This window comes from Sphaerisporangium dianthi, assembly GCF_042654065.1.
Classification (GTDB): Bacteria; Actinomycetota; Actinomycetes; order Streptosporangiales; family Streptosporangiaceae; genus Sphaerisporangium; species Sphaerisporangium dianthi.
In genome coordinates this window covers 1-20,077 of record NZ_JBHSFP010000045.1, presented here as the reverse complement: position 1 = coordinate 20,077, position 20,077 = coordinate 1, and the positions used below count along the sequence as shown (strand labels likewise).

Genomic DNA, 20,077 nt, shown 5'->3' with positions numbered 1-20,077 from the left:
TCGTGACACGAGGACCTCCGACCCACCTGTGCTCCCACCGGCCCGTCCCGAGGCGCAAGCCGCCCCGAGAAGAAGACACCGGCACTGCAACGCCATCGGCGCACATTGTTGAACCGGCCCCGCACCGGTCCTTCTCAGCCCGCCCACGACCTCGCCGGCCCGCCATCGAAGCGGCCCGCAAGAACAGCCGGATTTCTCACCTCCAAACCCATGAAGTCCGGCATCCCGCATTCCTCGGCGCCCTCCCCCGAAAGGCATCACCCCGGCCCGGCCGGCGCGCAGCCGTCCTCTCCGATCGCGAAACGCCCGGCCCGGCGGCGCGCCGGCACCGTCGTCCGGCGACAATGAGCCATGCCCACCGACACCGACCGGCCGGACGGCGCGCCCGGCACCCACCCTGCCGAGGTCCCGGCCGCCGCGAACCGGACCGGCGTGGCGCCTGACATGACGGGCCCCGGCCGGGAGGCGGCCGTCGATGCCTCCGGCGCCCGGCCGCCGCTGGACTACTACCTGCTCGTCCCGGGCCGCCGCGACCAGGTGACGGGCCCGGCGCCGGTGGACGGCATCGTCGTCGAGGAGTTCGTCTTCGACGGCGACCACACCTCGATCGGCCTGGACACCGCCTGCTGGACCCCCTCCGACGGCGTCTGGCGGAGTTCGGCGGCCCTCAGCCGCGACCTACGGGCGAACCCGTCCCTGCGTCTCCGCGTCGTACCGGTCCCCCGGCGCGACGCCGAGGACGCCTACCGGCTGTTCCGCGGCGGCGAACTGCCCGGCGAGACGGCTCTGCGCACGCTGTTCACCGACCGCCTGCCCGTGCCCGGCTCGGCTCCTCTGCGGTTCGAGGACGCGCAGGTTCCCGAGGGCTTCCACGACAAGCGCCTCCATCGTGTGCTGTTCGCCGGCGACCTCACCCCCGGCCGTCTTCCCGCCCTCCAGGCCGCCTGGGGGATGACCCCCGCCGACGACCCCGGCGCCCGGGTCCTCGGCACGGCCGGCGTACGCGTGGCCGGCGACGTCTTCACCTGGGAACTGCGCCGCGTCGGCGCCGGCGGCGCCTGCGCCCTCGACCTGACCGCTTACCTGTCGACCCCCCGCGACGCGACCATCGGTCCCCTGCTCCGGCGGCTCACCACGACCCTGCGCTACCAGGGACTGATCCCCGTCATGGTCGAACGCTTCTCCTAGCCCTCCATGACCGAACACGCCCGGCGGAACCTGGACGGGCTCCAGGTGCTGAACCGACCCCGCTGCCCGGGCCGCTCGGCCCGGGCAGCGGCCCCTGTGGGTCAGCCAGGATAAGGGCGGTTGAACCGGGGCGGGGTGAACGAGACGTACCGAGGCGCGGGGTCGGCCGCCAGCGCCGCCGCACGGGCGTTCATCGCCGGGGCGGACGTCGCCGGCCAGTGACCGCTCCGCAGCCGGCCGAACATCGTCACCAGTGCCGCTTCCTGCTCCGCCGGTGAGAAGTCGCAGTGGCCGACGGTGCCGGTGTACGTCTGGCGCAGCAGGGAGCCCGCTCCCGCCCGGCGCGCCTTCTCCTCGTAGGACTGCTGCTGGGCGACGGTGGAGATCTGGTCGCCGGTGCCGGACAAGGTCAGCACGGGGATCCGCAGGTCACCGTCCAGGACGAGGCCACGGGCGAACCGCTCGACGGCGGCCGGGTCCGCGGCGACGCGAGGCGCGGCCGCGAGGTTCCGCAAGTCGGCCGCGAGTTCCAGGCCTGCCGCCTTGTACAGTGCCCGGACCGCGCGCCCGAGCGCGGGATCGGCCAGGCGCAGTTGCTTCGCGTAGTCGACGCCGGTGTTCCAGGACGGGTTTCCGCCGGCCACCACCATGAGCTGCCGCCGGCTGCCCATGGCCTGCCCGACGTAGGGCAGGGGCCCACCGGCGAGCGCGAGGTAGGCGCCCTGCTCCAGCGCGCCGGCGTCCCCGCTGTCCGGAGGCGGCGGCGCCGACCCGTCGGGGTTGCGGCCCCAGGCCGGCAGCTGACCGATCGCGGCGGCCAGCGCGATGCGGGCTCGCCCCTCGGGGGTCCGCTGCGCCGCGGCCAGGGCGTCGATCCATGCCTTCCTGGCCGACTCGACGTCCTGCGGGATGTCGATGACCGGCAGCCCGGGGGCGACCAGGCGCTCGAGCACGAAGATCGTGTCGAGCTTCTGGTTCCACTGGCCGACGGACCCGCCGAGGCCGCCGCACATCGGGACGGCGCCGTCGAAGGCGCCGGGGTGGTGCTGGGCGGCGCCGGCAGCGACGAAACCGCCCATCGATGTCCCTGAGGCGATCGCCTCGCGTGCCCGGCCGTAGGCCTGCTCGAAGCGGGTCAGCGCTTCGGCCTGGTTGTCGATGGCGGACCGGAGGTCCCAGCCGGTTATCGCCCGGCTCGTCCCGCCGCGGGCCACGCCGCGGGCCAGCAATCGCGCGGTCAGGGGCTCGTCGCGGCCCAGGCCGGCGAAGTCGAGGGCGACCACCACGGTGCCGTTCCAGCGGGCCGGGACGACGAACTCGTAGGGCGTGCCGTCATCGAGGGTGCCGCTGACGCAGGTGGGGTGGGCCGGGGACTCGGCCAGGCACGGCGTGCCGCCGGGAGGCCCGGCGGAGGCGGAGGCGGAGGCGGCGGTTCCGCTCCCCACGACGGTCGCCAACGCGATGGCCAGGCACACGGCCGCTCCACGACGGGTCACAACGACGGTCCCTTCGATTCGGTCTTCCGGTCGTCATCGGTGCGCGCAGTGCGCAGGCGGCGCGCCCGGCGGCTGTCGCGCGGCATATTGCCACCTATAATTGAGACGATCGTTCAGGTTTCTGTCATCGATGTCAATCCCCGGTGCGACCACGCGGAGAGCGGCCGGGACGTGCGCCCGGCCGGAGGCGGCGGTCGTGCCGGGTGGACGCGCCCGCCGGCGCCCGCGTCCGGCGGTCCCCGAGCCGGGCTCAGTGGCGGGGGACGAGGCGCAGCGGCGCCGACCTGGGCCCGAACTCCAGCCAGTTGAACATCTCCACCTCGCCGTCCGGTTCGACGCGGCTGGTGCCGTCGAGCAGCCCGCCGAGCGCGGCCGTCATCTCCAGCCGGGCCATCGCCGCGCCGGGGCATCGATGCGCGCCCCGGCCGAACGCGAGGTGCCGGTTGGGCCGCCGCCCCAGGTCGAGCCGGTCGGCGTCGTCGAACACCGCCTCGTCCCGGTTCGCCGAGGGAAAGATCATGGTGATCGCCTCACCGGCGCGCACCGCGCGGCCGCCGAGCTCGACGTCCCGGGTCGCGGTGCGGGCGAACACCCGGTACGGGGCGTACAGCCGCAACAGCTCTTCGATCGCCGCCGGCAGCAGCCCGGGGTCGGCGCGCAGCCGGTCCTGCAGGTCAGGGTCGCGGGACAGGTGGACGGCGGCGCTGCCCAGCACGGCGTGCGGCGCCCCGATGCCGGCCACGATGGTCTGCCGGACGGTGGCCACGACCAGGTCGTACGGGATCGGCCGCTCCGGGTCGCCGGACGCCCGCAGCAGACTGGTCACCAGGTCCTCGTCCGGGTCGCGGGCGTCGGCCCGGCGGTCCTCGACGATGGCCCGGGCGATCGCGTACAGCTCGTCGCTGGCCGCCATGACACGGGCCCGGTCCATCTCCTGGATGGCGAAGCTGTACTCGACGCCGATCCGGCGGATCTCCAGCACCTGCTCGACCGGCAGGCCGAGGAAGAGCGCGAAGCACTGCGCCGCGTACGGCAGCGCGAACTCCTTCGAGTAGTCGCCGCCTCCGCGGGCCAGCAGCGGGCCCAGCAGCTCGCGCGCCGCCTCCGCGAAGGCCGGTTCGAGACGCCGTACCGCGCTGCGGCGCAGCACCCGGTCCATCGGAGCGCGATAGATCTCATGCTCGGGCGGGTCGAAGTGCAGCGGCGGCCGGCGCTGGGCGCGGGGCACGTGCGGGACGACGTTCTGCACCGCGGTGCTGAAGGTCTCGCTGTCCCGGGCCACTCGCACCACGTCCGCGTAGCGGGTGGCGGCCCAGAAGCCGCCGAAGGCGTCGCTCCACGGCACCGGGCAGCGTCGCCGCAGATCGGCGTAGGTCTCGTGCGAGCTGTCGAAGGTCTCCGGCGCGGCGGGGTCCCAGTCGGAGGCGCGCCCGAGGCCGTCGGGGGTGGTGGTCATGGCGAAGTCCCTTCCCGTCATGAGCCCGCCCGCTCACAGCAGGTGCCTGCGTGCGACCCGGGCGAGCGTCTCTATGGCGTACACGACGACGGCGATCGCGATGACGATCGCGGCGGTGGTGTCGTAACGCAAAGTGGCGATCGACTCCTGCATCAGGTAGCCGACGCCGCCCGCGCCGACGAAGCCGAGCACGACCGACTCGCGCAGCGCCAGGTCGGCCACGAACAGGCCGTTGCCGGTGAACGACGGCACGAACTGCGGCCAGATCGCGGCGGCGAAGGCCTGCCACCGCCGGGCGCCGACCGAGGTCAGCGCCTCGTGCGGCAGCGGGTCGAGATGCTCAAGGGAATCGGCGAAGAACTTGGCCGCCAGCGCGGTGGAGGAGATCCACAGCGCCAGAAAGCCGGCGAACGGGCCGAGCCCCAGCGCGGCCACGAACAGCAGCGCGTACACCAGGTCGGGGATGCCCCGCGCCACCGCCAGCAGCACCCGGACCACCGCGGACAGCGGCCGCCAGGGGGTGGTGACGACGGCGGCGAGCAGGGCGAGCGGCAGCCCGCAGGCGGCGCCCGCCGCGGCTGCGCCCAACGCCATGAGCAGGCTCTCCAGCACCGCCATGAGCAGTTCGCCGGAGAACGCGGGCGGCCACATGCCGGTGAGCATGCCGCGCAGGTTCGGCCACGCGCCGGACAGCCGGCCCGGGTCGGGGGTCAGGGACCACAACGACGCCAGGAAGACCGCCCCGGCGGCGACCGCGCCGGCCACCCGCAGCACCCGGCCGCGGTCCCAGCCGACGTCGTGCGGGGCGCGCCCGGCGGGCAGCGCGGCCGTGCCCGCCGGGTCGCCGGCGGAGCGGCCGGCCCTGGTGCGGCGGCGGACCGTCACCGACAACAGCTCCAGCAGCAGCACCAGGGCGACGATCACGCAGATGATCCCCGCCGCCCGGTGGTAGTTGAGGCTGCCCAGCGCGGTCTGCAGCGCCACGCCGATGCCGCCGGCCCCGACGACGCCGAGCACGGCGGACGCCCGGATGTTGATGTCGAGGCGGTACAGCACGATGGCGGTCAGGGCCGGGAACACGCGGGGCAGCACGCTGGAGACCGCCACCTGCGCCTCGCCGGCCCCGCACGCGCGGACCGCCTCGGCGGGGACGGGGTCGGCCTCCTCGATGACGTCGGCCAGCAGCTTGGCGATCATGCCGATCGAGTGCACGGCGACGGCGAGCGCGCCGGCCGGCGGGCCCAGGCCGAAGATCCGCACGAACACGATCGCGAAGACCAGCGTCGGCACGGCCCGGGTCAGCACGACGACCGCCCGGGCCGGCGATCGCAGCAGGCGGGGGCCGAGGTGGGTGCGCGCGGCGATGAAGGCCAGCGGCACCGAGGCCAGCGCCGCCAGGCCGGTGCCCGCGACCGCGATGAGCAGCGTCTCGGCGATCATCGAGGCGACGACGCCGGCGCCGGGCAGGTCCGGCGGCCACATCCGGCGCAGCAGCCGCCCGGTGTCGTCAAGTCCGGAGGCCAGCGAGGCCGGGGACAGGCCGATCCACCAGAACGTCAGCCAGACGACGGCCACCGACGCGACGAGCAGCCCCACCGCGATGAGAGCGCGGGCACTCCACGGCGGCCTCAGCGGACCCGGGTGGACCGGGGCCCGCGAGGTCGGAGTGGTGCTAATCATCGCGCGCGCCCGCCGTGCCGTAGATTCCCCGGAGCCGCTCGGCGGACAGGCCGGCCGCCGGCTCGTCCAGCACCAGCCGGCCGCCGCGCAGCGCCACGACCCGGTCGGCGACGGCGAGCGCGAACTCGATCTGGTGCAGGCTGCACACCACGGAGATGCCGTCCTCGGCGCTGATCCGTTCGAGGGTCTCGAGCACCACCATGCTCGCCGCGGGATCGAGCGAGGCGACGGGCTCATCGGCGAGGATCAGCTCGGGGCTCTGCAGCAGGGTCCTGGCCACCGCGACCCGCTGCTGCTGCCCGCCCGAGAGCGTGTCGCAGCGCTGGAACCGCCGGTCGGCCATCCCGACCCGGTCCAGGTGCTCCACGGCGCGGACCCGCAGCGCGTGGGGGTAGCTCATCACCCCGTATCTGGGCAGCCGCAGGGTGGCCAGCGCCCCCATCAGCACGTTCTCCAGCGCCGACAGCCGCCCGACGAGGCCGAACTGCTGGAAGACGAACCCCACTCTGGCGCGCAGGGCGCGCAGCCGGCGCCGGGAGCAGGCGGCCGGGTTCTCCCCCAGGGTGCGCACGGTGCCGCTGTCCGGCACGTGCATGCCGTTGACCAGTCGCAGCAGCGTGGACTTGCCGGCTCCGGAGGGGCCGACCAAGGCGACGAACTGCCCCTGCGGGACCTCCAGTGAGACGCCGTCCAGCACGGTGACGCCGTTGAAGCCCTTGCCGGCCTCCGACAGCCGCAGCACGGGGTCGCCGGCCATGGCGGGGTCCTCAGCCACCGGAGGTGCAGACCTCGGATTCGGTGATCTCGCAGACGCGCGCGATCGGCTGGTAGGTGGCGTCGGTGGCCTTGACGAACGTCCAGGCCGTGGAGGCGCCGAGGGTGCAGGCCGCGGCGCCGGCGTACCGGCCCCAGTTCTTCGGGCCCTTGATCTCTTTGCCCTCGCACAGCCCGGCGGAGGCGGCGCCGGTGGCGGTCAGGCCGGTCACCGTCTTGGTGATCTTGCCGCGGACGTCCTGCGGCAGCCACCTTCCGACGACGATCGGCGGCCCGGGGATGAGCGGCGAGGTCCACACCTTGTTCACCTGCCCCGGCTTGAGCTGGCCGCGGGCGGGCAGCAGCTGGTCGATGAAGACGTCGCCGACGAAGGCGATGTCGCAGTCGCCGGCCAGCAGCGAGGCGACCGCCGTGTCGTGCCCGTGGGTGAAGACCGTCTTGACGTCCTTGTCCACGTCGACGCCCGCCTCCCGCAGGGAGGCGAGGGGCTGCAGGTAGCCGGTGGTGGAGCCGGGGTCGGTGAAGCAGACGTCCTTGCCGGCGACGTCCTTGAGCGAGGCGATGCTCTTGTCGTCGCCGCGGGTCACCCCGTAGGCGTAGGCGCCGGGGTCGCCGCCCGGGGCGGACAGCGGGACGGCGACGGGCTCGACGTCGGCCCGGCTGCGGGCCAGGTAGTAGCTGAAGGCCCCGTAGACGGCGACGTCCACCCGCTTGGCGACCTGCGCCTCGACGACGGCGGCGTTGCTGGTGACGGCCTGGAACCGCACCGGGACGCCGAGGTCCTTCCGCAGCGCGGCGACGATGGGGGCGAACGACGCCTCGAGGTCGTCGCTCTGCTCCGAGGGGATGGCGGCGAAGACCAGCTCGTCGGTCCGGCCACCGCCGGCGGACGCGCCGCGGGTGGCGCCGGGGCCGGGGCCGCAGGCGGACAGGAGTGCGATCGCGGCACCCGCCGCGACGACGCCCAGAGCCGGCTTTCTCACCATCGAGGCTCCTCCTATGCGGGTGGTCGAGCCAAAGTAAGCAGGTCCACGTTCATTGTCAACAGTTCTGTGACGACCGTACGATTACTGTCAAACATAATTGACGATGGAATCCAGATGACCGTTCACTGAACTGTTGTACATCTCGCGTCGCAGCGGCTTCCCCCCTATGGAGGCGGACATCAATCCCCGTTTCATGACTGAAAGGCCGACCCGTGCCGTAGCGGTGTTCATGGCGACGGCCCTCGCGCTCGCCCTCCCGCCGGCCGGCGGCCTGCCGCGCGCCTCGGCGGCCTCCGGGCGGGCCGGTCCCATCAGCGTCTCGGGCGTCCACCCGAGCGGCGCCACCTACGCGATCGAGGTCCCGCGGAACTGGAACGGCACCGTGCTGGCGTTCAGCCCGGGCTACGGCCAGGGCGCCGGCCCGCAGCACCTGCCGGCCGACCTCGGCGGCAACCCCGCCGCGCAGGGCTGGCTGCTGACCCACGGGTACGCCCTGGCGGGCACCCGGCCCTATGGAGACGGCTGGGCCGTCGAGGAGACCCTGCGGGACTCCGGCGACACGCTCGCCGAGTTCGCCGAGGTCGCGGGGAAACCCTCGGCCACCCTGGCCTGGGGCGCTTCGATGGGCGGCGCCATCGCGGCCGGCCTGGCCGAACGCCGGCCCGACCTGGTCGACGGCGCGCTGCCGTACTGTGCCTCGGTCGCCGGGCCGGTGGCGATGCTCAACCAGTCGCTGGACGCGGCTTTCGCGTTCAAGACGCTGCTCGCTCCCGGCGACGACGCGGTGAAGCTCGTCGGGCCGGCCTCGGCCGAGGAGGAGGCGCTGAGCAACGCGGCCGCCCGCGCCGTCCTGGACGCCGCTCAGCGGACCGCGGCCGGCCGGGCCCGCATCGCGCTGGCCGCGTCCTTCGCCCAGGTCTCCACCTGGTCGGTGATCGGGACCACCGAACCCGCGGCGCACGACTGGGCGGCGCAGCAGGCCCAGGAGTACGCGGCGTTCATGCCGACCGTGTTCTCGCCTCGCCATCCGCTGGAACAGCGGGCCGGTGGCAACTTCTCCTGGAACACCGGCGTCGACTACCGCCGGGAGCTGCACGAATCCGGGCGGATGAAGCAGGTGCGCGCCCTCTACGGCAGCGCCGGGCTGGACCTGGACGACGACCTCGCGGCCCTGGCGGCGGCGCCGCGCGTCTCCGCCGCACCCCGCGCCGTCGCCTACATGGAGGACTACTTCACCCCGCGCGGCGAGCTCGGCGTCCCCGTCCTGACGATGCACGAGCGCGGCGACAACTACCCCACCGTCACCCAGGCCCGCGCCTACTCCGACGTGGTGGGGCGCGCGGGCGACCGCGCGATGCTGCGGCAGGCGTTCGTCGACCGGCCCGGCCACTGCCGCTACACCGCAGCCGAGTTGGTCGTCGCGGTGGAGACTCTGAGGAACCGGGTCACCACCGGCCACTGGACGGACGCCGACGCCCACCGGCTCAACGGGCTGGCCGCGCGCCTGGCCGCGGAGGACCCGAATCTGGGCACCGCGGAGTTCGTCCGGTACACGCCCGGCCGGTTCCTCCGCCCCCACGTCCCCCGCTCCGGACGATCCAGATGATCCGGGGAATGAGGCGACATCCCCCGTGGCCGTCGTCCTGACGCGGATTGCGGCCGAGATCGCCGGGAAGGGCCCGGACGCGGAGCCGGGTGACGTAAAATTCACGCAGGTCGAATCCGGTAAGCCCGTCCGTCCCCGGACGTGGCCGACTGGGGCACCTACACCGGCTGAGGAGTCTGACGATGGAGGCACGCCGGGTGACCGCGTCGCCGGAACCCGGCTCCCTGCCCAGGGCCCGGCAAGGGGCCGAGCCGCAGCGGCTGCTGACCACGCTGCTGGGCGACTACTGGTTCTGGCGGCAGGAGCACATCCCCTCGGCGGCGCTGGTCCGGCTGCTGGAGGAGTTCGGCATCAGCGCGACCAGCGCCCGCGCCGCCCTGCGGCGGGTCGCCGCGCGAGGGTTGCTGGACAGCTCGCGCAACGGCCGCACCACCGCGTACGGGCTGCCGCCCCGGGCCTACGACGTGATCGTGGCGCACATGCGCCGGCTGCTGACGTTCGGCGCCACCACCCCGTGCTGGGACGGGCAATGGACGGTCGTCACGTTCTCGGTGCCCGAGGACCAGCGGGACACCCGCCGGGCGCTGCGCGACGGGCTGCGCCTGCTGCACTTCGGCATGATCTTCGACGCGGTGTGGGTGTCACCGCACGACAAGACGGGCGACGTCGTCGAACTCGTGCGAAGGCTGGGCGTGCGCGGCGCGGTGGTGTTCCGGGCCCGCAAGGTCGCCGACGACGACCTCGACCCGGTGCTCGACCACGCCTTCGACATCGCCGCGCTGCGCGAACGCTACCTGCGCTTCATCGACGCCCACCGGCCGGTCGCCGAACGGCTGGCGGCCTCCGGCCCCTGCCCCGCCGAGGCGCTGCGGCTGCGTACCGCGATCATGACCGACTGGCGGGTGTTCCCCACGCTCGACCCCGACCTTCCCGCCGAACTGCTCCCCGCGGACTGGCCGCGCGACGAGGCCAGGCGGCTGTGCATGCGGATCTACGACTCGCTCGGGGAGCCCGCGGAGCGACGCTTCCGCGAGATTCTCGCGGAGTTCGATCCGCATCTGGCCGGGCTGGCGGCGCACCACACCTTCGCGCAGGTGTCCGCCCTGGAGTCGCCCGCGACGCGCCGTCACACGCGTTTCGACGAGACGACCGACCGCGATCGGCTGGACCTGCTCGCCGGCGGCCGGCGCGAACAGCGGTGACCGCGGCACGCCGGCCGGATCCCGGCGCCGGCGGCTCGAAGGGCGCCGTGGCCGGCGCGTGACGGAAGGACGGCGGAGATCCGTTCCGGCGCCGCGTGAAGTCGCCGAAAAAGCATGACATTCCTACAACGGACGCAAGCCTAAACGTTGTCAATATACTTTCGTTGTGAACGATCGCGAGAGATCCGAGGCAGAGGACGTCGATTTTCCGCGCTTCCAGGTGGGCGCGCCCCCGCAGCACGTGATCACGACGCTTCTCGGGGACTACTGGATCAGCCGGCCCGAGCAACTGCCGTCCGCGGCCCTCGTGCGGCTGGCCGAGGAGTTCGGCGTCTCCGCCGTGGCCGCCCGGGCGGCGCTCAGCCGCCTGACCAAGAGGGACCTGCTGGAGTCGTCCAAGGTGGGGCGGCGCACCTACTATCGGCTCACGGATCGGGCCGCCGCGGTGATGTCGGAGGGGCGGCAGCGCATCATGTCCTTCGGCCTCGAGCAGGGCGCGTGGGACGGACGATGGGTGATGGCGGCGTTCTCCATCTCCGAGGAACAGCGCGACCTGCGCCACGCGCTGCGCGCGAGGCTGCGCTGGCTCGGCTTCGCCCCGCTCTACGACGGACTGTGGGTCTCGCCGACGGCGAACGCCGACAGCGCGGCGGCGGTGCTCGCCGAGCTGGAGATCCCCATGTCGACGATCTTCCACGCCGAGGCCCTGGACTCCTCGGGCACGCGCGCCCCGCAGGAGGCATGGGACTTCGATCGGCTCCGGCGCGCCTACGAGGACTTCGTGGCGCAGCACTCGCCTCTCCTGGAACGCGTCCGCAAGGGCGTGGTCGGCGCGTCCGAGGCGCTGGTGGCGCGCACGGGGATCATGGACACCTGGCGGAGGTTCCCCAACCACGACCCTGACCTGCCGACGGAGCTGCTGCCCGCCGCCTGGCCGCGCGCCGCGGCCAGGGACCTCTTCGTGGAGATCTACGACACCCTCGGGCCGCTCGCCGAATTCCGCGTCAAGCAGATCGTCGCGGAGTTCGAGCCCGGACTGGCCGAGCTGGTCGCCCACCACCGGACCAGTTCCATCCTCTCGCTCACCTGATCGCTCCCGGCGACGGGGCGGCGTTTCGGCCCGCCCCCGCGCGTCTCCACCCCGCACAGCCACCCCTTGACAGCCGTGCGCCCGTAGGTGTGACATTTATCCCCACGACCGTAAGAACAACTGCAGCATGACTTGGTCGCGGGAAGGACCACCATGAGATTGCCCAGGACCATCCTTGCGAGTGCGGCGGTTCTCACCCTCGCCGGCGCCGCGGCCTGCGGCGGAGGCGGCGGTGAGACACAGCGGCCGGCCGGCGCGACGGCGCTGTACGACGCCCTGCCCGACGGCGTGAAGGAAGCGGGCGTCATCCGGTTCGCCGGGGATTCCCACCCGCCCTACCGGATCGTCGCCGACGACGGCAAGACCGTCACGGGCATCGACAAGGAGCTGCAGGACGCCCTCGGCAAGGTGCTGGGGGTCCGCACCGAGATCTCGATCGTCAACGGCCTGCCCGCGGCGCTCTCCGGCATGCTCGCCTCCCGGTACGACGCCTTCAACGGCCCGGTCAAGGACACCGCCGAACGCGAGAAGCAGTTCGACGCGCTCGTGTGGATGGTCACCCGTACCTCCTATCTGATCCCCAAGGCCGGGTCTTCCTCCATCAAGAGCTCGGGTGACCTGTGCGGCAAGCGCGTCGCCGGCACCGCCGGCAGCATCACCGAGGACCAGGCCAAGCGCCTGACCGAATGGTGCGCCAAGCAGGGCAGGCCGGGTATCGACTTCATCGGCTTCGCCGACACGAACGGCACCATCCTCGCCGCCAAGTCCGGCCGCGCCGACGCGGCGGGCATGACCGAGAGCGCGGCCCTCGACGTGGTCGGCAAGGAGAAGGACGCCTTCACGTACGTCACGCAGTCCGACGAGCAGGGCGCCGGCGTCGACCAGCTGGCGATGCTGGTGCCCAAGTCCAGCGGCCTCGGCCCGGTCATGTTCGACGCGTTCAAGGAGATCTTCAAGAACGGCGAGTACAAGAAGATCATGGACAAGTACGGGCTCCAGAAGGTGGCGGTGGAGGAGCCCAAGCTGAACGCGGCGGCGACGCGATGAGCGTGGCGCAGCAGGTCGTGGACGTCGCCGCCGCCCGTCCTCGCGTCCGCCCCCTGCGCTGGGTGGCCGGAGCCGTGCTGCTCGTGCTCGTCGCGCAGTTCGCCTGGTTCCTGCTCACCAACCCGCGGTTCGAGTGGGCGGTGGCCGGCAGGTATCTGTTCGACCCGAACATCCTGCGGGGCCTCGGCATGTCGCTGCTGCTCACCGTCATCGGGATGGTGCTGGGCAGCGTGCTCGGCGTGCTCCTCGCAGCGGGCAGGCTGAGCGGCTTCACGCCGGTGGTCTGGGCCTGCACCGTCTACGTCGCGGTCTTCCGCGGCATACCGCCCCTGGTCCAGCTGATCTTCTGGTTCAACCTCGGCTACCTGCTGCCGCGGATCTCGCTGGGCGTCCCTTTCGGCCCGACCTTCGTCTCGTGGCCGACCAACTCCGTGATCAGCTCGCTGACCGCGGCCGTCATCGGGCTCACCCTGCACGAGGCCGCCTACATGGCCGAGATCGTCAGGGCCGGCGTCATCGCCGTGGACCGCGGCCAGCGTGACGCGGCCCGCGCGATGGGATTCACGGCCGGGCAGGGCTTCGCCAAGGTCGTGCTCCCGCAGGCGATGCGAGTGATCGTCCCGCCCACCGGCAGCCAGTTCATCAGCCTGCTCAAGGGCACCTCCCTGGTCAGCGTGATCGCGATGGCCGACCTGCTGTACTCGGTGCAGGTGGTCTACAACAGGACGTACGAGATCGTGCCGCTGTTGATCGTCGCCTGCGCGTGGTACCTGGCGGTGGTCACCGTCCTGTCGCTCGGCCAGCAGCGCCTGGAGCGCCACTTCGGGAAGGGGTAGCGGTGAGCGACACACCGGTCCTGCGCGTCAGTGACGTGCGCAAGCGGTTCGGCGGCCACGTGGTGCTCGACGGGTTCAGCCTCGACGTGCACGAGGGCGAGGTCGTCACGGTGATCGGTCCGTCCGGGTCGGGCAAGTCCACCCTGGTCCGCTGCGTCCACCAACTGGAGGGCATCGACGGCGGCGCCATGTACCTCGACGGAGAGCTGCTCGGCTACGAGATCCAGCGGGGCCACCTGCGCCCCTTGCCGGACCGGCGCGTGGCCGCCCAGCGCGGCCGCATGGGCATGGTCTTCCAGCAGTTCAACCTGTTCCCGCACTGGAATGTGCTGCGCAACGTGACCGAGGCCCAGGTACTGGTCCACCGCCGCGCCCCCCAGGAGGCGCGCGAGGAGGCGCTGAGACTGCTCGCGCGCGTGGGGCTCGCCGGCAAGGCGGACGCCTACCCCCGGATGCTCTCCGGGGGCCAGCAGCAGCGCGTCGCCATCGCCAGGGCCCTGGCCACCCACCCGCGGATCATGCTGTTCGACGAGCCCACCAGTGCCCTGGATCCCGAGTTGGTGGGCGAGGTGCTGAGCGTCATGCACGACCTCGCCCATGGCGGCATGACCATGATCATCGTGACGCACGAGATGAGCTTCGCCCGCGAGGTGGCCGATCGATGCGTCTTCATGGAGGAGGGCCGGGTGATCGAGACCGGCGCTCCCGAGGAGTTCTTCGACGAACCCGTCTCGCCCCGCCTGCGGGCCTTCTTGTCGCGCTTCTCCGGGCGCGCGGCGCGGCACTCGGGCGAACGCACGCTGGAAGAGGAGACCACCTCGTGAGCCTCACGGTGATGGCCGTCGGCGACCTCATCGTCGACGAGCCCGACCCCGCGTCCTTCTTCGCCCCGGCCCGGGCGACGCTGGGCCGGGGCGGCGTGGTGATCGGCCACGTCGAGGTGCCCCACAGCACCTCCACCGCCCAGGTCAGCACCGATGTCCCCGCCCCGCCCGCCGATCCCGCCGCGCTCTCCGCGATCTCCGGCGCCGGTTTCCACGTGGTGACGCTCGCGGGCAACCACGTCTACGACGTCGGCGGCCAGGGGGTGGCCGACACGATCACGTACGCGACCGAGGCCGGACTGACCACCGCGGGCGCCGGCATGACCCTCGACGAGGCCCGTCGTCCCGCCGTCGTGGAGCGCGACGGGCTGCGCATCGGCGTGCTCGGCTACAACTGCGTCGGCCCGCGCGAGTCCTGGGCGACCAGCCGCAAGCCCGGCTGCGCGTACATCAAGGTGCTGACGCACTACGAACTCGACCACGCCAGCCCCGGCGGGCCGCCCGCCGTCTACACCTTCGCCGATCCCGCCTGCCTCGCGCGGATGGCCGAGGACGTGGCGGCCCTGGCCGCCGAGGTCGACGTCGTGCTGGTGTCCCTGCACAAGGGCGTCGGGCACACGCCCGCCGCACTGGCCATGTACGAGCGGCCCGTCGCCCACGCCGTCGTCGACGCCGGCGCGCACGCCGTGTTCGCCCACCACGCCCACATCATGCGGGGCGTCGAGATGTACCGCGGCAGGCCGATCTACCACGGGCTCGGCAACTTCGTGACCGTCACCCGCGCGCTGACGCCCGCGCCGGGCGACGGAGGCGAACGGGCCGCGTGGGCGCGCCGCAGAGTCGAGTTGTACGGCTTCGCCCCCGATCCGGGCATGCCGTACTACCCCTTCCATCCCGAGAGCCGGAACACAGCGATCGCGGTCTGCCGGTTCGATCGCGACGGCCTGGTCTCGGCCGGCCTCGTGCCCTGCTGGATCGACGGCGCGGGCCGGCCGGTCCCGCTCGGCGACGACGAGGAAGGGCGGCGGGTCGTGTCGTACATCGAGCGCATCACGCGGCAGGCGGGCCTCGCGACGGAGTTCCGCTGGGAGGGTGAGGAGGTGGTGCTGCGTGGCTGACCGCCCGCTCGCCGGCCGTACGGTGATCGATCTGACCACCGCGCTGTCCGGACCGTACGCGACCCTGCTGCTGGCCGGTCTGGGCGCCCGCGTGATCAAGGTGGAGAATCCGCTGACCGGCGGCGACAGCTCCCGCAACAACGCCCCCTATCTCGGCGCCGAGGGGCTGACGCTCGCCCGCCGCGGGGACGACGACATGTCCGTCTCGATGCTCCTGCGCGGCCGCAACAAGCGGAGCGTCACGCTCAATCTCAAGCATCCCGGTGCTCGCGAGATCCTGGCCGGTCTGGTCAGGGCGGCCGACATCATGATCGACAACTACAGCGCCGGCGTCCTGGAACGGCTCGGCATCGGCCACGACTGGGCGAGCGCGATCAACCCGCGCATCGTGTGCACGTCGATCAGCGGTTTCGGCGCGCAGGGCGGTCTCGGCTCGGGCAAGGCGATGGACACCATCGTCCAGGCGCTCAGCGGGGTGATGATGACCGCGGGCGCGCCCGGCGAGCCGCCCGTCCGCTTCGGGCTGCCGGTGGGCGACCTGGTCGCGCCGCTGTACGCGGTGATCGGCACGCTCGCCGCGGTTCTGCGCGCCGACGCGACCGGCCAGGGCCAGCACGTGGACGTGTCCATGCTGGGAGCGCTCACCTCGATGGTCGCGTGCGAGCCGTTCGACGCCTACGAGAAGCTGGGCCTGCCCATGCGCACGGGGATGACCGTGCCCAGGCTGGCGCCGTTCGGCACGTTCCCCGCCGCCGACGGCTGGTTCGCGCTGTGCGGCCCCACCGACGCGTTCGCCCGCGGCCTGTTCGCGGCGATGGGGCGCGACGATCTCGCCGCGGACCCGCGGTTCGCCTCCCGGGACGCGCGCGTGGCCAACGCCGGCGAGCTGCACGAGCTGGTGGCCGCGTGGGCGGCGGACCGCCCGCTCACCGCGATCCTCGACCTGCTCACCCGGCACGGCGTGCCCGCCGCCGAGGTGCGTGAGCCCGGCGTCGCCGTGCGCGACCCGCTCGTGCTCGAACGCGAGGAGGTCGTGCCGCTGGAGCATCCGCGCCACGGTCACCGCGCGGACCTGTACGGGGCCGGCGTCCCCATTCGCTTCTCCGCCTCGGAGGCGGCGCTCGACCGGCCGGCGCCCGCCCTCGGCGAGAACAACGCCGAGATCTACGGCGGCCTGCTCGGCTACTCCGACGGCGAACTCAAGGCGCTGGCCGCGGAAGGGGTGATCTGACGTGCTCGCCGCGATGGCCGCGCTGGAGGAGGCCTACGCCCGGCGCGGCGCGCCTCCGTCCGCCGCCGCCGGCCGGGCCGGCGACCGGACGCCGGTCGTCGGCTACGTCGGGGCGGACATGCCGGTCGAACTGCTGACCGCCGCGGGGGTCCGCGCGTTCCGCCTCACCGGCGACCCCGCGTCCGACTCCGCGCTCGGAGACCGGTACCTGGGCCGCGGGGTGGACCCGATGGCCCGCTCGGTGCTCGCCCGGCTGCTCGCCGGGTCCTTCGGCGAGCTGGACCGCGTGGTGGTCTCGCACGACTGCGAGGCGTCATTGCGGCTGTTCTACGCGCTGCGCGAGCTGGGTCGCGTGGAGCCGGGCATGCGGCCGCCCGAGGTGTACCTGGTGGACATCCTGCACCTGCCGCACCGCACGACCGCCCGTTACAACCGTCGCAGGATCGGCGAGTTCGCCGCCAGGCTCGAAGCCTGGACCGGCCGCCCCCTCGACCTGGCCGGCGCGGTGGCGGCGCACGACGAGCGGCGCCGTCTGCTGGCCGCCGTCGCCGAGTTGCGCAGGGCGGTGCCCGCCCGCCTGACGGGACGGCAGTTCCTCGCGGTGGCCAACGCGGCCCTGCCCGTGGACGAGCACATCGCGCTGCTCGAGCGGCTGCTGGCCGAGGCGGGACGGCTCGGGGAGCACACCGGGCGGCGGGTCTTCCTGAGCGGCAGCGACCACGACACGCCGCACGTGTACGAGGCCATCGAGTCCGAGGGCCATGTGATCGTCGGCGAGGACCACTCCTTCGGCGACCTCCTCCTCCGGGAGCCGGTCGGCGCGGGCGGCCTCGACGCCCTGGCCGAGCACTACCACCACGGCGGTCCGACCGCCCACAGGGCCACGGCGAGCGAGCGCGCCGCGCACGCGGCGACGGCCGTGCGGCGCTGCCGTGCCGAGCTCTTCGTCGCCTATTCCCGAGCCGGCGACGAGGCGCCGGCGTGGGACTTCCCCGCGCAGCGCGCGGCGATCGACATCCCCGCCGTCTCGCTGGAGCGCCAGGAATACGGGCGTGCCGACCTGGCCGCCCTGGCCGTCCCGCGGAAGGAAGATCCATGCGCGGTGTGAAATCCCTCGCCACGGCGGCCGAGGCGGGCAGGCACCAGCGCGAATGGTTCGCCGACGTGCGCCGGCGGGCCGCCGCCGGCGAGCCGTTCGCCCTGCTGAACGCGGACGTCCCGCACGAGATCTTCCGCACGATGGACATCCCGTACGCGGTTAGCCAGTGGTGGGCGTCCCTGGTGACCGCCAAGCAGCGCTCGGGGCACTACCTGGAGCTGGTGCGGCAGCGCGGGTACCCCGACTACTCCGAGCAGTACAACTCCGTCACCCTCGGCTCCGCCTTCGACCCCGAACCGGAGACCGGCCCGTGGGGCGGCCTGCCCAGGCCGGACATCATCGTCGGCGACGCCTCCGGCGACGTCACCCGCAAGATCTTCGACATCTGGGGTCACGAGCCGGGGGTCACCTTCTATCCGCTGGAGAGCGCCGCCGAGAACGAGGTCCCCGCCAACTGGTGGGAGCTCATGCCGCACAGATGGGAGCAGGCCGTCGGCCCGGCGAGACTGGACCTGCTCACCGCGGAGCTCGCGAACCTCGTGAGGTTCCTGGAGACCACCACCGGCAGGCGATTCCGCGAGTCCCGCTTCCGGGAGGTGATGGCACTGGCCAACGAGCAGGAGGAGTGGAACAGGAAGACGCGCGCCCTCATCGCCCGCGCCCGCCCCGCCCCGCTCAGCGTCGTCGACAGCATCCCCAGTGTCATGCTCCCCCAGTGGCACCGCGGCACCGAGTGGGCCCGGGACATCGCCGAACGCTTCTACCGGGAGGTGCGCGACCGGGTCGACGCCGGTCATGCCGCGTGCCCGGGCGAGCGGGCCCGGCTGATGTGGATCGGCCGCGGCCTCTGGTACGACATGGGCTTCTACCAGCGCTTCCAGGAGGAGCACGGTGCGGTGTTCGTCTGGTCGATGTACCTCGCCATCGCCGCCGACGGTTACATCCGCTACGGCGACGACCCCATGAGGGCGCTGGCGGCGCGCTTCGCCGCCTTCACCGACCAGCTCTACACCCCGCCGTGGTCCAGCGAGTGGTACGTGAAGGAGGCCCGTTCGCACGGCATCGACGGCGTGGTGCACCTGGTGTCCGACGATCCGCGAGGCGGCTACTTCACCGCCGCCGCGCTGAAGGCGGCCGGGTTCCCGGTGATCGAGATCCACGCCGACAACGTCGACGCGCGCACCTTCGACGACGAGGTGGCCGAGCGCGTCGGCCGGTGGCTGGAGCAGGTCGTCCTGGCCTGATCCGGGCCTCCCCCGGCTCGGCGTCGCCGACCGCGTCCGCGGAGCCGACCAGGCCGGGCGACACTGGACACATTTTTGACGGTCGTCGCAAAAGTGACTTATATTCGCACCATTCGCCGTACAACTCAGGGGAGTCCCATGGATCTTTCCGGCAAGGTCGCCGTCGTCACAGGCGCGGGTCGCGGGCTCGGCCGCGCGTACGCCGGAGCGCTGGCCGCGGCCGGGGCGGCGGTGGTCGTCAACGACGTGGACGGCGAAGCGGCCGCGCAGGTCGTCGGCGCCATCACCGCTGAGGGCGGCAGGGCACGGAGCGCCGTCGCCCCGGTCGGATCCGCCGAGGTGGCCGACCTGCTCGTCGCCACCGCGGTCGAGGAGTACGGCCGGTTGGACGTGATGGTCACCAACGCGGGCATCCTGCGCGACCGGGTCCTGTGGAAGATGTCGGACGACGACTTCGACGCGGTGATCGACGTGCACCTGCGCGGCACGTTCACCTGTGCGCGGGCCGCGGCGGTGCGGATGCGCGAACAGGGAACCGGCGGCCGGCTGATCCTGATCTCCTCGCCGGCGGGCCAGCGCGGGAACTTCGGCCAGACCAACTACGCGGCGGCCAAGGCCGGCATCGTGGCGATGGCCAGGACCTGGGCGATGGAGCTGGCCAGGGCGGACATCACCGTGAACGCGGTCGTCCCGGTGGCGGCCACGGAGATGACCAAGAGCATCCCCGTGTTCGCGCCGATCATCGAGGAGGCGGAGCGGACCGGAGCACCGTTCCCCGAGTGGCTGCGCAAGGACGAAGGGCTGGGCACGGCCGGGGACGTGGCGGGCCTCGTCGTGTTCCTCGCCTCGGACGCCTCCGCCGGTGTCACCGGCCAGGCGATCGGGATCGGCGGCGACCGCCTCGCGCTGTGGTCGCATCCGGCGGAGAAGGCCGTCGCGTTCGCCGACGGAGGCTGGACGGCCGAGGCGATCGCCGCCTCCTGGCAGCCGGGCGTCGGCGCCGAGCCGGAGACCTACGGAATACCCGCCCCCAAGGTCCCCGCCCCGGAGGCCCAGGGGGCCTGACATGACGGTCATGAACGTCGCCGATCTGGTCGCGATCGACGTGCACACCCACGCCGAGGTCTCCGCGGACGGCCACGAGTCGCTGAGCCCCGAGTTGTCCGCCGCCTCGGCGAAGTACTTCAAGGCGCACCCGCG

Annotated in this window: 17 protein-coding genes; 12 read left to right on the top strand and 5 right to left on the bottom strand. The window is 72.9% G+C overall.

The features are described 5' to 3' along the window. The first annotated feature begins 351 nt into the window (after nucleotides 1-351). Entirely contained in the window at nucleotides 352-1,188 is an 837-nt protein-coding gene (locus tag ACFO60_RS37085) for a hypothetical protein (protein WP_380850837.1), read from the top strand. Nucleotides 1,189-1,289: 101 nt separating this feature from the next. Here the strand turns inward: ACFO60_RS37085 and ACFO60_RS37080 are convergent, their stop codons facing one another. From ACFO60_RS37080 to ACFO60_RS37060, 5 genes are all read right to left on the bottom strand, one after another. Further along, nucleotides 1,290-2,684, bottom strand: coding sequence for an alpha/beta hydrolase family protein (locus ACFO60_RS37080; protein ID WP_380850834.1), 1,395 nt, complete (start codon nucleotides 2,682-2,684; stop codon nucleotides 1,290-1,292). 250 nt (nucleotides 2,685-2,934) lie between these two features. Then, complete coding sequence (locus ACFO60_RS37075) at nucleotides 2,935-4,140, bottom strand: cytochrome P450 (RefSeq protein WP_380850831.1); 1,206 nt, start codon at nucleotides 4,138-4,140, stop codon at nucleotides 2,935-2,937. A 33-nt stretch (nucleotides 4,141-4,173) separates the two neighbouring features. Then, the gene (gene phnE / locus ACFO60_RS37070) at nucleotides 4,174-5,820 is read right to left on the bottom strand and encodes a phosphonate ABC transporter, permease protein PhnE (protein ID WP_380850828.1); all 1,647 of its coding nucleotides are present in this window, start codon (nucleotides 5,818-5,820) and stop codon (nucleotides 4,174-4,176) included. Then, the gene (locus ACFO60_RS37065) at nucleotides 5,813-6,595 is read right to left on the bottom strand and encodes a phosphonate ABC transporter ATP-binding protein (RefSeq protein WP_380850825.1); all 783 of its coding nucleotides are present in this window, start codon (nucleotides 6,593-6,595) and stop codon (nucleotides 5,813-5,815) included. Before ACFO60_RS37065 ends, phnE begins: the two co-directional genes overlap by 8 nt. After that, on the bottom strand, nucleotides 6,588-7,580 hold the full coding sequence (locus tag ACFO60_RS37060) for a phosphate/phosphite/phosphonate ABC transporter substrate-binding protein (RefSeq protein WP_380850822.1): 993 nt from the start codon (nucleotides 7,578-7,580) through the stop codon (nucleotides 6,588-6,590). The genes ACFO60_RS37065 and ACFO60_RS37060 overlap by 8 nt, the downstream gene beginning before the upstream one ends. Before the next feature lie 193 nt (nucleotides 7,581-7,773). On the opposite strand from ACFO60_RS37060, the gene ACFO60_RS37055 reads away from it, so the two are divergent. The 11 genes from ACFO60_RS37055 to ACFO60_RS37005 all read left to right on the top strand — a co-directional run bounded on the left by ACFO60_RS37055 (nucleotide 7,774) and on the right by ACFO60_RS37005 (nucleotide 19,942). Then, a complete protein-coding gene (locus tag ACFO60_RS37055) occupies nucleotides 7,774-9,186 on the top strand; it encodes an alpha/beta hydrolase (protein ID WP_380850819.1) in 1,413 nt (470 codons plus the stop codon). Between the two features lie 182 nt (nucleotides 9,187-9,368). Beyond that, a complete protein-coding gene (locus ACFO60_RS37050) occupies nucleotides 9,369-10,388 on the top strand; it encodes a PaaX family transcriptional regulator (RefSeq protein WP_380850816.1) in 1,020 nt (339 codons plus the stop codon). A gap of 166 nt (nucleotides 10,389-10,554) precedes the next feature. Continuing rightward, nucleotides 10,555-11,478 carry a PaaX family transcriptional regulator gene (locus ACFO60_RS37045; protein ID WP_380850813.1) on the top strand — a complete coding sequence of 308 codons (924 nt, stop codon included), beginning with the start codon at nucleotides 10,555-10,557 and terminating at the stop codon, nucleotides 11,476-11,478. Nucleotides 11,479-11,631: 153 nt separating this feature from the next. Beyond that, on the top strand, nucleotides 11,632-12,525 hold the full coding sequence (locus ACFO60_RS37040; protein WP_380850811.1) for a transporter substrate-binding domain-containing protein: 894 nt from the start codon (nucleotides 11,632-11,634) through the stop codon (nucleotides 12,523-12,525). Continuing rightward, a complete protein-coding gene (locus ACFO60_RS37035) occupies nucleotides 12,522-13,361 on the top strand; it encodes an amino acid ABC transporter permease (protein ID WP_380850808.1) in 840 nt (279 codons plus the stop codon). Before ACFO60_RS37040 ends, ACFO60_RS37035 begins: the two co-directional genes overlap by 4 nt. A 2-nt stretch (nucleotides 13,362-13,363) precedes the next feature. Next, on the top strand, nucleotides 13,364-14,185 hold the full coding sequence (locus ACFO60_RS37030; RefSeq protein ID WP_380850805.1) for an amino acid ABC transporter ATP-binding protein: 822 nt from the start codon (nucleotides 13,364-13,366) through the stop codon (nucleotides 14,183-14,185). Next, nucleotides 14,182-15,303 carry a CapA family protein gene (locus ACFO60_RS37025; RefSeq protein WP_380850802.1) on the top strand — a complete coding sequence of 374 codons (1,122 nt, stop codon included), beginning with the start codon at nucleotides 14,182-14,184 and terminating at the stop codon, nucleotides 15,301-15,303. Before ACFO60_RS37030 ends, ACFO60_RS37025 begins: the two co-directional genes overlap by 4 nt. Then, nucleotides 15,296-16,534 (top strand): CaiB/BaiF CoA transferase family protein, encoded by a 1,239-nt coding sequence (locus ACFO60_RS37020; protein ID WP_380850799.1) that lies wholly within the window; start codon nucleotides 15,296-15,298, stop codon nucleotides 16,532-16,534. The genes ACFO60_RS37025 and ACFO60_RS37020 overlap by 8 nt, the downstream gene beginning before the upstream one ends. 1 nt (nucleotide 16,535) lies before the next feature. Then, the gene (locus tag ACFO60_RS37015; protein WP_380850796.1) at nucleotides 16,536-17,642 is read left to right on the top strand and encodes a 2-hydroxyacyl-CoA dehydratase; all 1,107 of its coding nucleotides are present in this window, start codon (nucleotides 16,536-16,538) and stop codon (nucleotides 17,640-17,642) included. Then, nucleotides 17,630-18,877, top strand: a complete 1,248-nt coding sequence (locus tag ACFO60_RS37010) for a 2-hydroxyacyl-CoA dehydratase (RefSeq protein ID WP_380850793.1) — start codon at nucleotides 17,630-17,632, stop codon at nucleotides 18,875-18,877. The genes ACFO60_RS37015 and ACFO60_RS37010 overlap by 13 nt, the downstream gene beginning before the upstream one ends. A 138-nt stretch (nucleotides 18,878-19,015) precedes the next feature. After that, nucleotides 19,016-19,942, top strand: coding sequence for an SDR family oxidoreductase (locus tag ACFO60_RS37005; protein ID WP_380850790.1), 927 nt, complete (start codon nucleotides 19,016-19,018; stop codon nucleotides 19,940-19,942). Nucleotides 19,943-20,077: the final 135 nt, after the last annotated feature.